The sequence below is a fragment of the Arthrobacter sp. CAN_C5 genome (genome assembly GCF_017875735.1).
Taxonomy (GTDB): Bacteria; Actinomycetota; Actinomycetes; order Actinomycetales; family Micrococcaceae; genus Arthrobacter_D.
Window position 1 is genome coordinate 3132914 of the sequence record NZ_JAGGMZ010000001.1, and the last position, 13812, is coordinate 3146725.

Annotated in this window: 15 protein-coding genes; 6 read left to right on the forward strand and 9 right to left on the reverse strand. The window is 64.1% G+C overall.

Features of this window, described 5'->3' with window-relative positions; translation table 11 throughout:
- Positions 1-60: 60 nt before the first annotated feature.
- Complete coding sequence (locus H4V95_RS14615; protein WP_196867494.1) at positions 61-1200, reverse strand: mannose-1-phosphate guanylyltransferase; 1140 nt, start codon at positions 1198-1200, stop codon at positions 61-63.
- 274 nt (positions 1201-1474) lie between these two features.
- On the opposite strand from H4V95_RS14615, the gene sdhC reads away from it, so the two are divergent.
- The 4 genes from sdhC to H4V95_RS14635 all read left to right on the forward strand — a co-directional run bounded on the left by sdhC (position 1475) and on the right by H4V95_RS14635 (position 4951).
- Entirely contained in the window at positions 1475-1852 is a 378-nt protein-coding gene (sdhC, locus tag H4V95_RS14620; RefSeq protein ID WP_196867495.1) for a succinate dehydrogenase, cytochrome b556 subunit, read from the forward strand.
- Positions 1853-1855: 3 nt separating this feature from the next.
- Positions 1856-2323: a succinate dehydrogenase hydrophobic membrane anchor subunit gene (locus H4V95_RS14625; protein ID WP_171586492.1), complete on the forward strand. Its 468-nt coding sequence runs from the start codon at positions 1856-1858 to the stop codon at positions 2321-2323.
- Positions 2324-2384: 61 nt separating this feature from the next.
- A complete protein-coding gene (gene sdhA, locus H4V95_RS14630) occupies positions 2385-4163 on the forward strand; it encodes a succinate dehydrogenase flavoprotein subunit (protein ID WP_196867496.1) in 1779 nt (592 codons plus the stop codon).
- Complete coding sequence (locus H4V95_RS14635; protein ID WP_196867497.1) at positions 4163-4951, forward strand: succinate dehydrogenase iron-sulfur subunit; 789 nt, start codon at positions 4163-4165, stop codon at positions 4949-4951. The genes sdhA and H4V95_RS14635 overlap by 1 nt, the downstream gene beginning before the upstream one ends.
- A gap of 161 nt (positions 4952-5112) precedes the next feature.
- On the opposite strand, the gene H4V95_RS14640 is transcribed toward H4V95_RS14635, so the two are convergent.
- The 5 genes from H4V95_RS14640 to H4V95_RS14660 form a co-directional block, all read right to left on the reverse strand.
- The gene (locus tag H4V95_RS14640) at positions 5113-6213 is read right to left on the reverse strand and encodes a YihY/virulence factor BrkB family protein (protein WP_196867498.1); all 1101 of its coding nucleotides are present in this window, start codon (positions 6211-6213) and stop codon (positions 5113-5115) included.
- A complete protein-coding gene (locus H4V95_RS14645; protein ID WP_196867499.1) occupies positions 6161-6793 on the reverse strand; it encodes a 2'-5' RNA ligase family protein in 633 nt (210 codons plus the stop codon). Before H4V95_RS14645 ends, H4V95_RS14640 begins: the two co-directional genes overlap by 53 nt.
- Before the next feature lie 4 nt (positions 6794-6797).
- Positions 6798-7832, reverse strand: a complete 1035-nt coding sequence (trpS, locus tag H4V95_RS14650) for a tryptophan--tRNA ligase (protein ID WP_209730927.1) — start codon at positions 7830-7832, stop codon at positions 6798-6800.
- A gap of 18 nt (positions 7833-7850) precedes the next feature.
- Complete coding sequence (locus H4V95_RS14655; RefSeq protein ID WP_196867541.1) at positions 7851-8657, reverse strand: exodeoxyribonuclease III; 807 nt, start codon at positions 8655-8657, stop codon at positions 7851-7853.
- A 113-nt stretch (positions 8658-8770) separates the two neighbouring features.
- Positions 8771-9310 carry a hypothetical protein gene (locus H4V95_RS14660; protein ID WP_196867501.1) on the reverse strand — a complete coding sequence of 180 codons (540 nt, stop codon included), beginning with the start codon at positions 9308-9310 and terminating at the stop codon, positions 8771-8773.
- A 184-nt stretch (positions 9311-9494) separates the two neighbouring features.
- Between H4V95_RS14660 and H4V95_RS14665 the strand changes: the two genes are divergently transcribed.
- Together H4V95_RS14665 and H4V95_RS18480 are read left to right on the forward strand one after the other, a co-directional pair.
- A complete protein-coding gene (locus H4V95_RS14665) occupies positions 9495-10277 on the forward strand; it encodes a CHRD domain-containing protein (protein WP_196867502.1) in 783 nt (260 codons plus the stop codon).
- 16 nt (positions 10278-10293) lie between these two features.
- The gene (locus tag H4V95_RS18480) at positions 10294-10989 is read left to right on the forward strand and encodes a class F sortase (protein WP_245345727.1); all 696 of its coding nucleotides are present in this window, start codon (positions 10294-10296) and stop codon (positions 10987-10989) included.
- Between the two features lie 116 nt (positions 10990-11105).
- Here the strand turns inward: H4V95_RS18480 and H4V95_RS14675 are convergent, their stop codons facing one another.
- The 3 genes from H4V95_RS14675 to H4V95_RS14685 are packed head-to-tail and all read right to left on the reverse strand — an operon-like array spanning position 11106 to position 13808.
- A complete protein-coding gene (locus tag H4V95_RS14675) occupies positions 11106-11975 on the reverse strand; it encodes an ABC transporter permease (protein ID WP_245345728.1) in 870 nt (289 codons plus the stop codon).
- Positions 11972-12874 (reverse strand): ABC transporter permease, encoded by a 903-nt coding sequence (locus H4V95_RS14680; RefSeq protein ID WP_209730928.1) that lies wholly within the window; start codon positions 12872-12874, stop codon positions 11972-11974. The genes H4V95_RS14675 and H4V95_RS14680 overlap by 4 nt, the downstream gene beginning before the upstream one ends.
- A complete protein-coding gene (locus tag H4V95_RS14685) occupies positions 12867-13808 on the reverse strand; it encodes an ABC transporter ATP-binding protein (protein ID WP_196867504.1) in 942 nt (313 codons plus the stop codon). Before H4V95_RS14685 ends, H4V95_RS14680 begins: the two co-directional genes overlap by 8 nt.
- Between the last annotated feature and the right edge of the window lie 4 nt (positions 13809-13812).

Sequence of the window (13812 nt, forward strand, 5' to 3'; positions counted from 1 at the left end):
GCCGGTCCGCACTCTTGAACTGTGCAGTTGGGTTAAGCGGGAAGGATGGCTAGCGGGTTGTTAGAGGACGTCGATCTCGCCGCTGGCACGCAGGTGCTCGACGGCCTTCTTGACTTCCTGCGCGTGCTCCTTGGTGGTGACCAGCAGTGCGTCGGGGGTGTCGACGATGACGACGTCGTCAATCCCGATCAGGGCGATCACCCGCTTCGTGTCGGAAACCACGATCCCCGAAGCGTTGTCGGAGAACACCCGGGCCCCCTCGCCCATCACGGTCAGCTTCGAGTTCTCGATGGCGGGATTCAGCCGGCCGATGGCGGCGAAATCGCCGACGTCGTCCCAGCTGAAGTTGCCGGGGATCATCGCCACGTCACCAGCCGCGGCGGCCGGTTCGGCGACCGCGTAGTCGATGGCGATCTTCGGCAGGGTGGGCCAGACCCGGCGGGCCACCTCAACCCGGTTCGGGGTATCCCAGGCCTGCGCAATTTCGGTCAGCCCGGCATGAAGGATGGGCTCGTTGGCTTCGAGGTGGCGGAGCATGAGCGCCACCGGGGCCACGAACATTCCGGCGTTCCAGCTGTACTTTCCGGATTCGAGGTACCCCTGGGCCACTTCCTCGGACGGCTTCTCCACGAATTCGATCACCGCGTGGGCGCTCGGGGCACCCTCGATCTCGAGCCGCTCCCCGGCGCGGATATAGCCGAAACCAGTGGCGGGAAGGGTGGGCTTGATGCCGATGGTGACGATATAACCCTGGGCCGCTGTGTGGATCGCTTCGCGCACCGCGTCCTGGAACACCTCCACCGGAGTGATGACCTGGTCGGCGGCGAACGAGCCCATAATGATGTCCGGGTCCCGCTGGTACAGGATGGCAGCGGCGAGGCCGACGGCGGCGGCGGAGTCTTTCGGTTCGCTCTCAAGCACCAGGTTGGAGTCCTGGATCTCGGGGATCTGCTTCAGGACCGCCGTGCGGTGCACCTTACCGGTGACCACCATGATGCGGTCACCGCTGAGCGGGCCCAGCCGATCATAGGTGGCGCGGATGAGGGTGCTGCCGGAACCGGTGAGGTCGTGCAGGAACTTGGGCGCGGCCGCACGGGAGAGCGGCCACAGGCGCGTCCCCACTCCACCGGCGGGGATCACACCGTAGAAGCGCTCAAGCGCCTCGGTCGAATTTTGGGCACCAGCCCGCTGCGTAGTCATCGCCTCCACGTTAGTGCACGATGGTGAATTCGGCGGGCCGCAGAGCGGCTCCGACCGCCGATCGGCCCCCGAACCGCACCCGCCACGAGCCAAAAACGGGGTGCAGGTGAAGCGTCACTTTAGCGCCTGTTAAGAATGTCACAGCGTAGGGAAGCCTAAATTGAACCCACGGGTGACGGAGCCTACATTAGGATCAAGTGAAGAGTGCTTTCGCATCGGCGTCTTTCTGCGTGGGAGACATGCATACGCCGGGCGTGCAGGGGAGGTTATTTCAGTGTCGAAGATACCAGCGGGCACCCTCTACCGCGGCCGTGAGGGCATGTGGTCATGGGTAGCCCATCGTATTACCGGAGTAGTGATCTTCTTCTTCCTCCTGGTTCATGTGCTTGACACCTCTTTGGTGCGCGTGTCCCCCGAGGCTTATGACGCAGTGATCGAATCCTACAAAAACCCCATCATGGGCCTGGGCGAACTGGGTTTGGTGGCAGCCATCGTGTTCCACGCGTTCAACGGGCTCCGCGTCATCCTGATCGACTTCTGGAAAAAGGGGCCCAAGTACCAGCGTCAGCTGCTCTGGGGCGTCATCGGGCTGTGGGCCGTCACCATGGTCGCGTTCTCCATCCGTCACCTCTCAGTTGTCTTTGGAGGCTAAGCCATGGCTAATCCAGTAATTGAAAGTCCCCGCTCCGGGCGCGTTGCGCCGGAGTACACCCGTACCGGTGCCAGCAAGGGCAACTTTGAGATGTTGGCCTGGCTGTTCATGCGGGTCTCAGGCATCATCCTGGTGGTCCTGATCTTCGTCCACCTGTGGACTTCACTGATCGACGGCGATGGCATCAAGGGCGTCGACTTCGGTTTCGTGGCCGGCAAGTGGGCTGATCCGGTGTGGCAGATCTGGGACCTGGTGATGCTGTGGCTGGCAATGCTGCACGGCACCAACGGTGTGCGGACCATCATCAACGACTACGCGGAGAAGGACTCGACCCGGTTCTGGCTCAAGAGCGTGCTCTACGCCTCCACCGTTGTCATCATCGTGCTCGGCACCCTGGTGATTTTCACCTTTGATCCGTGCCCCGTGATCGACGGCGTGGCGCACGTAGCGCCATACTGCCCGGCTCCGTAGGGCTCTCGACGCATCAGGCCGCCGGCGTGGCCGTCCGGTTACAACAGAAAGAGCAACACGTATGCAGGTCCACAAGTACGACGTCGTTATCGTGGGTGCCGGCGGCGCCGGTATGCGCGCCGCCATCGAATCCGGGCAACGTGCGCGGACCGCAGTTCTGACCAAGCTGTACCCCACCCGCTCCCACACCGGGGCGGCGCAGGGCGGCATGTGCGCGGCTCTGGCCAATGTCGAAGAAGACAACTGGGAATGGCACACCTTTGACACGGTCAAGGGCGGCGACTATCTGGTTGACCAGGACGCGGCGGAGGTGATGGCCAAGGAGGCCATCGACGCCGTGCTGGACCTCGAGAAAATGGGGCTGCCCTTCAACCGCACCCCCGAGGGCCGGATCGACCAGCGCCGCTTCGGCGGCCACACCCGTGACCATGGCAAAGCCCCGGTACGCCGCTCCTGCTACGCAGCCGACCGCACCGGACACATGATCCTGCAGACCCTCTACCAAAACTGCGTCAAGCACAACGTCGAGTTCTACAACGAGTACTACGTGCTCGACCTGCTGACCGTTCAGGAAGAAGTCACCGTCGACGGGGTCACCAAGTTGCAGACCCGGGTAGCCGGCGTCGTCACCTACGACCTGGCAACCGGCGAGCTGCACGTGTTCCAGGCCAAGTCGATCGTCTTCGCCTCGGGCGGTGTGGGCAAGGTCTACAAGACCACCTCCAACGCACACACCCTCACCGGTGACGGAATGGGCATCGCGTTCCGCCGGGGCATCCCCCTGGAGGACATGGAGTTCTTCCAGTTCCACCCAACCGGCCTGGCCGGTCTGGGCATCCTGCTCTCCGAAGCCGCCCGCGGCGAGGGCGCGATCCTGCGTAACTCCGAGGGCGAGCGGTTCATGGAACGGTACGCCCCCACCATCAAGGACCTGGCTCCCCGTGACATTGTGGCCCGCTCGATGGCCAACGAGGTACGGGAAGGGCGCGGCTGCGGACCGAACAAGGATTACGTCCTCTTGGACCTCACCCACCTGGAGCCGGCACACATCGACGCGAAACTCCCGGACATCACCGAGTTTGCGCGCACCTATCTCGGCGTCGAGCCGTACACCGAGCCGGTGCCCGTCTTCCCCACCGCCCACTACGCGATGGGCGGCATCCCCACCAACATCAAGGCCGAGGTGCTGCAGGACAACGACACCATTGTGCCGGGCCTGTACGCCGCCGGTGAGGTGGCATGCGTGTCGGTGCACGGATCAAACCGTCTGGGCACCAACTCACTGTTGGACATCAACGTGTTCGGCAAGCGCGCAGGCATCTACGCGGCGGAGTACGCATTGACCGCCGACTTCGTGGAAATCCCCGAGAACCCGCTCACCGAAACCGAGTCGCTGCTCGACACGATGCGCAGCTCCGAAGGTGGCGAGCGGGTGGCACAGATCCGCAAGGAACTGCAGGACATCATGGATGCCAACGTCCAGGTGTTCCGCACCGAGGAAACCCTGCTCGAGGCGCTCAGCGTCATCGACGGCCTGGAAGAGCGGTACAAGCACGTCACCGTCCAGGACAAGGGGAAACGGTTCAACCTGGACCTGCTGGAAGCAGTGGAACTGGGCTTCCTGCTCGACATGGCCAAGGTCATGACCGCCGCCGCCCTGCACCGCAAGGAATCCCGCGGCGGGCACTTCCGCGAGGACTTCCCCGACCGGGACGACGAGAACTACCTGACCCACTCGATGGCCTACCTGGATCCGACGGCCACCGAAACCTCCGGCGTGCGCCTGAAAACCAAGCCGGTTGTGTTTACCCGTTACCAGCCCATGGAGCGTAAGTACTAATGAGCACAGAAACAGTCGAAAGAGAACCAGCCTCCAAGATCGACCTCGCACCGGGGATTGGCGGCGGCGGGGAAATCCCGACGTTCGACATCACCCTCAAGGTACGCCGCTACAACCCGGAGGTTTCCGACGAGTTCCACTGGGACGAGTGGAAGCTGACCATGTACGGCACCGACCGCGTGCTGGACGCCCTGCACAAGGTCAAGTGGGAGCATGACGGTACCGTGACGTTCCGTCGCTCCTGCGCCCACGGTGTGTGCGGGTCCGACGCGATGCGGATCAACGGCCGAAACCGGTTGGCCTGCAAGACCCTGCTGAAGGACCTCGACACGTCCAAGCCCATCCTGGTGGAGCCCATCAAGGGCCTCCCGGTGGAGAAGGACCTCATCGTGGACATGGAGCCTTTCTTCCAGTCCTTCCGTGAAGTCATGCCGTTCCTGGTCAACCGTGGCCACGAGCCCACGAAGGAGCGCCTGCAGTCGTCCGAGGAGCGCGAACGTTTCGATGACACCACCAAGTGCATCCTGTGCGCCGCGTGCACGTCCTCGTGCCCGGTGTTCTGGACCGACGGCCAGTACTTCGGCCCAGCCGCAATCGTCAACGCGCACCGTTTCATCTTCGACTCCCGCGACGACGCCGGCGACATGCGCCTGGAGATCCTCAACGACAAAGAGGGTGTGTGGCGTTGCCGCACCACCTTCAACTGCACCGAGGCTTGCCCCCGTGGCATTCAGGTGACCAAGGCCATCGCCGAGGTCAAGCAGGCCATCCTGAACCGCAAGATCTAGGAAACTTCAGCTCAGCCTCGTGAACGGCTCTGGCCCGGTCCCGCTCTCCAGCGGACCGGGCCAGAGGTGTTTAATCGGAGTTGTTTAACCTGAGTTGCTTAACCAGAGTCGGTGTTTAACCAGAGTCCTTTCGGTGAAGACGGTTGTTCACCGCCATGCCGCTAGCCCTTCTGTCGGTTGGCGACGCGGCTGCGCTGCTTCAGCGACCGGCCGTGGCGCGGGGTGAGACCCGCCTCGGTATCGGCGGCACCAATGGCGCCCCAGGCGGCGGCCAGCAGGTAGACCTGGCTGAGCAGGAAGAACCAGACGAACAGGCCGACGACGACGGTGAACGGTGCCAGCAACGGGTTGCCTTGGCCAACACTGCCGAGGAGCAGGGTGCTGAAGGTGCGCAGCACGGTGCTTCCGACCGCGGTAATCAGGGACGACTGGATGAGCAACCGACGGGACTGCTCAATCCCCGACGCACGCCGGAAGAGGATGACTGCGACGGCGAAGTCCACCACCAGCATCAGCACGATACCGGCGAGCTGGGTGAAGGGCCGGCCTGTGTCGCCGAACTCCAGCCAGTCGAACACCACGTCCAGGAGGGTGTTGGCCACGAGGCCGATCGCGGTGGTCACGATCATCGCAGCCCCCAGCACCAGGAGCGTCCCCAGGTCCTTGATCCGCAGCAGGATGGGATTCACCAGCAGTGGGGGTAACGCGAAAATCCCCCTCATGGCCTGCCGGACACCCGCAATCCAGCCCAGCGCGGTGATGAGGGTGATGACCGTCGAGACGATCAGGGTGAGGGTCAGGCCCTCGTTGGCGTTGAACAGGGCTTCGGGGGTGGCGAGACCGGGGCCATCGGGTTCCATGATGAGGATGCCGGGAGCGGTGGCATCCACCGCCTCGACGATCAGGTTCTGCAGGGGTGCATTGCCGGCGACCACCAAGCCCAGAATGGAGAACCCGGCCAGGAGCAGCGAGGCCATGGAGAAGAACAGCCGGTAGGCGATGCCCGCTGCCATGAGCGGACCCCGTCGAACCACGTAAAGGTGGAACACCCGGACGGCGCGGACCACGAAGATGCGGGCCAGCAGGTAGGTGATTGTCGGCTCCGCGAGGGCCAGACCGGTGAGCCCCCGGCGCCGCGCCTTGCCCAGGTCACGGCGGGCGTCGATGACCTTGCGTTTGAGGTGGGCTAGCTCTGCCGGGCGGGGCTCATCATAGTGCGGACCCTGGGCCGTGGCTGCGGTCCGGGTGTTGATCTTGGCCAAAGCTCAGCTCTTCCCTCAGTCTCCAGATGCCCAACGAGTCATGCTCGTACAGACCCATAGTACGGACAGTGAAGGAGGCTTCGAACCCTTCAAGCTGACTCTCGGCCCAGTCCATGCTGGCCGTACTGACATCGTGGGCCACTGTCACATGCGGGTGGAAGGGAAACTCGAGGGTGCGCTCCAGGGGACCACACTGCAGTTTCTCGTGCAGTGCCACGCAGTCGGTGAATCCCTCGTCCAGGTTCAGGTACACCACCGGAGAGACGGGCCGGAACGTCCCGGTGCTCTTCAGGGTGACGGTGAACGGCCGCTGCCCCCTGGCTACCTCACGTACATGGGCGGTGGTTTCAGCCCAGTCCGAAGCGGGGGTGGTCGTCACTAGCGTGATATGCGCCGGGATCAGGGAGGCCATCGGGTCGCCAAAGGCAGCACGCCACTGTTCGAGGATCGCCGCCAACGGTTCCGGCACTGCGATGACTATCCCAACGCAACTCTCCCGGACACCACCGGCCGACGGCGCGGCTTCGCCGTCGGCCGGTGACGGCTGACCGCTGGTGGAGGCCCTGATGCTGTGGTCCATGCCGCTAGCGCGCACCACCCAGAGGGGGAAGGAACCCGAGTTTCGCGTACACATCCGCCAGCGTGGCGGAGGCGATGCTGCGCGCCTTCTCCGCACCGCGGGCGAGGAGGGAATCGAGTTCGGCGGGGTCGTCGAGGAGTTCGGTGGTGCGGAGTCGGATGGGATCAAGGTGGGCGACCACGACGTCGGCCAGCTCGGTCTTCAGATGCCCGTACATGCGGCCCTGAAACTCCCCCACCACCTCATCAATGGTCTTGCCGGTGAGCATCGAGTGGATCGAGAGCAGGTTGGACACCCCTGGCTTGGTTTCCCTGTCGAACCGGATCTCCGTCCCGGTGTCGGTGACCGCCGACTTGATGCGTTTGGCGGTTACCTTCGGGTCATCCATCAGGTTGATCAGGCCTGCCGGCGAGCTGGCAGACTTCGACATCTTGGCCGTCGGATTCTGCAGGTCGTAGATCTTGGCCGATTCCTTCTGGATGAAGGGCCTCGGAACCACGAACGCTTCCCCGAAGCGGGAGTTGAAGCGTTGCGCCAGGTCCCGGCTCAGTTCGACGTGTTGCCGCTGGTCCTCCCCCACCGGAACGCCCTCCGGCTGGTACAGCAATATATCTGCGGCCTGCAGGATGGGGTAGGTGAAGAGGCCAACACTGGCCGCGTCGGCGCCCTGTTTCAGGGACTTGTCCTTGAACTGGGTCATCCGTGACGCTTCACCGAAGCCGGTGATGCAGTTCAACACCCAGCCCAGCTGGGCATGCTCCGGCACATGGGACTGCACAAACAGGGTGCACTTATCCACGTCCACCCCGCCAGCGATGTACTGCGCAGCGGTACGGCGGGTACGCTCAGCGAGTTCCGCCGGGTCCTGGGGCACCGTGATGGCGTGCAGGTCCGGGATGAAGTAAATCGCCTCGTACTCGTCCTGCATCCGCACCCAGTGCACCAGCGCGCCGAGGTAGTTTCCCAGATGAAGGGACTCACCCGAGGGCTGCATGCCGGAGAGGACCCGCTGCCGTGCACCGGTGGTGGAGATTGTCATGGTTGTTGATTCCTGAAGTTAGAGCCGGTAGTCCACTACCAGCGGGGCATGGTCTGAGAATCGCGTATCCCAGGAAGGTGCTCGGTCGACGACGGCGTCGGCTGCGGCTGCGGCGAGGCCCTGGGTGGCGAGGTGGTAGTCAATCCGCCATCCGGTGTCGTTGTCGAAGGCCTGGCCGCGCCAGGACCACCAGGTGTAAGGTCCGTCCACCTCGCCTGCGAGGCGGCGGTGAACGTCGACAAACCCGAACTCGTCATCGAAAAACCTGTCGAAGTAGGCGCGCTCCTCGGGGAGGAATCCCGCCTTCTTCTGGTTGCCCTTCCAGTTGCGGATGTCGAGCTGGGTGTGTCCCACGTTCAGGTCGCCGACCAGCAGGGCATGGTCGCGGGTGCGCCGCAGCTCGGGGAGCCGCTCGGACATCACATCAAGGAAGCGGTACTTGTCGGCCTGCTTGGGGCTGTCCACCTCGCCCGAGTGGACGTAGGCGCTGACGACGGTCAGGCTGACACCCGAAAGGTCGAAATCGGCCTCGACCCAGCGGCCGGACGTGGCAAAGTAGTCATCGCCGATATGGGTGCGGGTGGCCAATGGCGCCATCCGTGAGGCGATCGCGACGCCGGCGCGGCCCTTCGCCTCCGCTTCGGCGTGGATGATATGCCAGGAATCGCCCAGCAGTCCCCGCAGGATGTCGTCGGGCGCCCGCACCTCCTGCAGGCAGAGGATGTCGATCTCACGCTCGGCCAGCCAGTCGGCCATGCCTCGTTTGTAGGCCGCCCGGATGCCGTTGACGTTGACCGTTGCGACGCGAAGCGCCGCCCCTTTGATGGGGGACAACACGGCAGAGGAGGCGGGAAGGGTTGCTGTAGAACTCACTCGTTCAACCCTACCGGAGCGCGCTGGCGGTGGGGTTGAACCGCGGGTGGCAGCTGGTGCCGCACTCAGTCGACAACAGTGCCCTCCACCGGGCCGTCGTCGTTCCGCTTCATCATCGAGCGCGCGTTGTGGGAGGTGATCTCAATGGTTTCGAGCGCCCGACCAACTGTCTCCTCATCGCTGGACTTCCCGGCGTCCATATGGTCGCGGATGACCCGGACCTGGACCTGGACGATTTTGAAGCTGTGGTCAAGTTTCATATCTCGGGCCAGCGTTGCCTCATCGACGACGCCGGTCGTGGTGGCGTCCGGGATGCCGTTGGCGCGGTTGAACTGCTGCTGGGCCTCGTTAATGCGGGCCCTTGCGTTGCGTGCCGCCGACCGAAGGCTGAACACCACGAAACTGAAGATCAGCAGCCAGCCGAGCGAAATGATCGCCACCAACCAGCCGACTACATCGTTCTGGTTCGCGGCGAAGACCACCGCCACGAGGAACACGATGAGCATGATGCTCATCCCGATGGTGCCCATCCGCAGGCTCAGCCCTCGGCCCGCACCCGTGGGAGCTCCGGTTGCTGCAGGTTTTTGGTTCCCTAGAGGCTTCATAGAGACCATTCTCGCAAATCTCTCGCAACTAGGGGACTTCGAGGGTGGGCTTCCACCGTTGGCGAACGCTGCCCGCTCCACTTCTTTTCAGAACCCGACCCATCCGTGACCCGCACCACTCCGAAGTAAAAGTATGTGTGCTTATGATTGGCATGCTAATACTCGCACTACGGAGGAAAATCACATGAATAAGAACTTGCGTCTTCTCGCAGTCCCCACCCTCGCCCTCGGCATGGTTGCTATGGCCGGTGCACCAGCAATGGCTGACCACGCCGACGGTTCTTACACCGCCACGTTCGGCCAGCTCAACGGCACCACTGGTACCGCCACGTACACCATGGACATTGATGATACGACGGCGACTGTGAACCTGCAGGTTTCCGGCCTGGCCGAAACCTTCATGGACGCTCCGTACCCCCACGTACAGCACATTCACGGTGGCGCACTGGGCGAATGCCCGACCATGGCGGATGACGAGAACGGTGACGGCATCATCAACACCTCTGACGGCGCACCTGCCTACGGCGGAATTCTCACCACGCTGACCACCAGCGGCGAGACCAGCGCTGCAGAGGGCCTGAACCTCGAGCTGGCTGGCCAGGGCGGAAGCTACTCCATCGAGCGCACCTTCGAGATGAATGCAGAGACCCTGGATTCCATCGAAGCCGGTACCGCAGTGGTTGTTATCCACGGACTCGACCCAGCTACCGCAACCGGTACCGAAGAAGCGTTCAACTCAGAGAGCGACATCGCTCCTGACCTGCCACTGGGCGCAACCTCGCCTGCACTGTGTGGCGTTGTGACAGCCGCCCAGATGGGCGCCATGCCTGAAGGTGGCGCTGACACCGGTGTTGCACAGTCCAGCACCAACAACATGGGAGCGCTCGTCCTCGGAGGTGGCCTCGTTCTGGCTGCTGCCGCTGGCGGCACCTACGTGGTTCGCCGCAACGCTGCAAACCGCGCATAAGGAATAGTCTGATTTCATGATCAGCACTACAAACGGTCGTCGTCGAGGCTTTGCGGTCTCGGCGGCGACCGCCCTTTTGATACTCACCGCCTGCGGCGCCGAGGCGCCTCCGCAGGGCACTGACCAGTCGTCTTCGGCTGCGCCCACCTCGGCCGCCCCCCCGGAGGCGTCGCCGACGCCGACCGCGTCACCGTCAGGCACCCCCACCCCGTCGGCCGCATCCTCACCCGCACCCTCGCCGGAGCTTCCCGCTGTGCTCGAAGCGTCGAAGCCGGTGTCGTTCAACATCCCGACGATCGATGCCGGATCCGAACTGCTCCACCTGGGACTGCGTGACAACGGGTCGCTCGAAGTGCCACCCGAAGGCCCGGGTGCGCCGGCCAGCTGGTATGACCAGTCGCCCACGTCGGGCGAACGGGGACCATCAATTCTGCTCGGCCACGTCAATGCGACCGGCGGCGGTCCAGGCGTCTTCGCGGACCTGCGGTCCCTGGAAGCCGGCGACGAGATCAACGTGGTCCGTGAGGATGGCACCACCGCTGTCTTCGCCGTCGACCGCGGCGAGCAATACATGAAGGACAACTTCCCCACCCTTGAGGTTTATGGGAACACCGACGCCGCCGAACTCCGCCTGATCACCTGCGACGGGTACAACCCGGACACCGGCGAATTCGACGACAACTACGTGGTGTACGCGACCCTCGTCCTCTAGCAGGCCAGTACGGCTTGACAGAGCAGGGCTACCAGTTCACGAGGCAGATTGGGTGGCCTGCGGGATCAAGATCCCGCCGTCCTCCCGTTGTCGTGTTGGACCCCGATCATCCGCACCTACTTGAGGAACAGCTTCCGCAGCCGGCTGGTGGTCAGCACCATCCCGATCAGGATCATCACCAGATAGTAGAGAATGTGGATCGCCGTCGCGGACGTGAACGTGCCGACGCTGATCTGGCGCAGCAGCTCAACACCATGCCAGAGGGGAAGCGCCTGGATGAACCATTGGATGCCCTGCGGGTACACGCTCAGCGGGTAGAACGTCGCCGAGAACAGGAACATCGGCAACATCACGAAGTTGATCCAGTCCATCTGCTGGAAGGTCTTCATGTAGCTGGTGATCCCCATCCCGAAGGACGCGAACCCGAACGCGATCAGCACCGACGCCGGCACCATCAGCAGCGCCCACGGTGTGGTGATCAACCCCATCATGCCCATCACGGCTGTGAACCCGGTGGCGTACATGGCCCCGCGCAGCAGGGCCAGGAAGATCTCCCCGATCGCGACGTCCAGCGGCCCCAGCGAGGTGTACAGCATGCCCTGGTAGAGCTTCGCGAAGTTCATCTTGAAGAACACGTTCCAGGTGGAGTCGTAGACGGCGCCATTCATCGCCGAGACGGCCAGCAGGGCCGGAGCGATGTAGGCCGCGTAGCTGATCTCCTCGCCGCCGGGCCCGACGACGTCGCCCACCAGTGCACCGAGCCCCACCCCCATGGAGATCAGGTAGAGCACCGGCTCGAAGAAGCCCGAGACCATGATCAGCCAGTTGCTGCTCTTGGTCGCGCGCAGACCACGGGCGATCACCGCTTTGGCGTTGCGGGAGTAGAGGGCGCTGAACCGTCGGTTGTGCGCGGTGATCCGGTAGTCGTCGTCGGTCAGCGGCCGGGCCGACGACGGGCCGGATCGCTGGGCCAGGTTCTCGATCATTTGCCCAGCCTCCGTTCGTAGGTGCGACGGGCCAGACGCCAGCCGAGGAAGGCGAGCGCTACCAGATACACGAGGTGGATCACTGCCAGCCAGGCCGGCACCGGGTAACCGTAGGTGAGCATCCGGCCCAGTTGGGTGCCGTGCCAGAGCGGTGAAACCCACCCGATCCACTGCAGGAAGATCGGCAGGGTGTCCAACGGGAAGAAGGTGCCGGAGAACAGGAACATCGGCGTGACGAGGAAGCGCATCACCAGCGCAAACTGGCCCTTGTCCTCCTCGACGCTCGCCGAGTAGGCCATCAGCGGCAGCCCGAAGGAAAGCCCGCACAGCACCGCCACCGGGACCGCCGCCCATCCCCACGGCGACGGCGAGGCGCCAAACGCTGCAACGATGCCGAAGTAGATGGTGCTCATCAGCACCAGCCGCAGCGTGATCGCGATGATGTAGCCGTTAACAATCTGGTGCACCGCCAGCGGGGAGGCGTGTGGACCGTAGTACACCCGCCGCCATTTGAAGCCATCCATCACCGGGTAGGTGAACTCGGTGGCGGCGGTCATGATGGTGGCCGCCGCGAGCAGGGCCGGCGCGATGAACGCGAGGTAACTGACCCCGCCGAAAGCGTCCGCCGAGTTCTGGTCCACGAGGGTGGCCAGGCCAACCCCCATGGCGAACAGGTACATCACCGGGTTGCCCACACTGTAGGCGATGAGCGTCCAGCGGTACCCGTTCATCACCCGCAGGGCATGTTCGGCGTAGTACCAGGACCCGAACCGTTTCGCCCGGTCCGCCGAGACCTGAGGCGAATGGGCCCGCAGGGGCGGTGACGCCGTCGTCGCCGTGGCATTGGGTGTGGCCGACCCGGGGCCGACGCCGACGGGAGGGCTGGGTGGGTTAGTCAACGAGGCTCCTCCCGGTCAGGCGCAGGAAGACGTCCTCCAGCGAGGAGCGCCGCACCAGGGACGTGATGGGGTGCAGGCCGCGGGAGGCTACCTGCTCGAGGGCCGCTTCGCCGTCGTGCGTGTAGATGAGCACGCGGTCGGGCAGCGGCTCGAGCCGGTCGCCGATCCCCTGGAGCTCGGCAGCGACAGTGGTGTTGCGTTCGGAGCCGAACCGGAGCTCGAGCACCTCGCGGGTGGAGTGCTCGCGAATCAGCTGCGCCGGCGACCCCTCCGCCATGATCTTGCCCTTGTCCACCACTACCAGCCGGTCGCAAAGCTGCTCCGCCTCGTCCATGTAATGGGTGGTAAGGATCAGGGTCACCCCCGATTCCTTCAACCGGAACAGCCGGTCCCACAGGATGTGGCGTGCCTGCGGGTCCAGGCCCGTGGTGGGTTCATCAAGCAGGAGGATTTTCGGCTCGTTGATGAGGGACCGGGCAATCGTCAGCCGGCGCTTCATGCCGCCGGAGAGCGAATCGACCTTGGATTTCGCTTTCTCGGTGAGCTGGGCGAACTCCAGCAGCTCGTCGGCCTTGGGCTTGAGGTAGCTCAGGGGCAGCCCGAAGTAGCGCCCGTAGACAATGAGGTTGTCGCGGACCCGGAGCTCCTCGTCGAGGTTGTCCTGCTGCGGCACCACGCCCAGGTGGGCCCGCACCTGCGGGCCGTGCTGCTCCGGGTCGAGGCCCATGATGGTCAACGCCCCCGAGGTGCGCTGCGACACTCCCCCGATCATCCGCATCGTGGTGGATTTACCGGCCCCGTTCGGGCCCAGCAGACCGAAGGATTCGCCAGCGGGAACGTCGAAGGAGATGTCATCGACCGCCGCGAAGTCACCGTAGTGCTTGGTGAGATTCCGGGCAGAGATGACGTAGTCGCGGGACGGTGAGTTCGGCACCTGC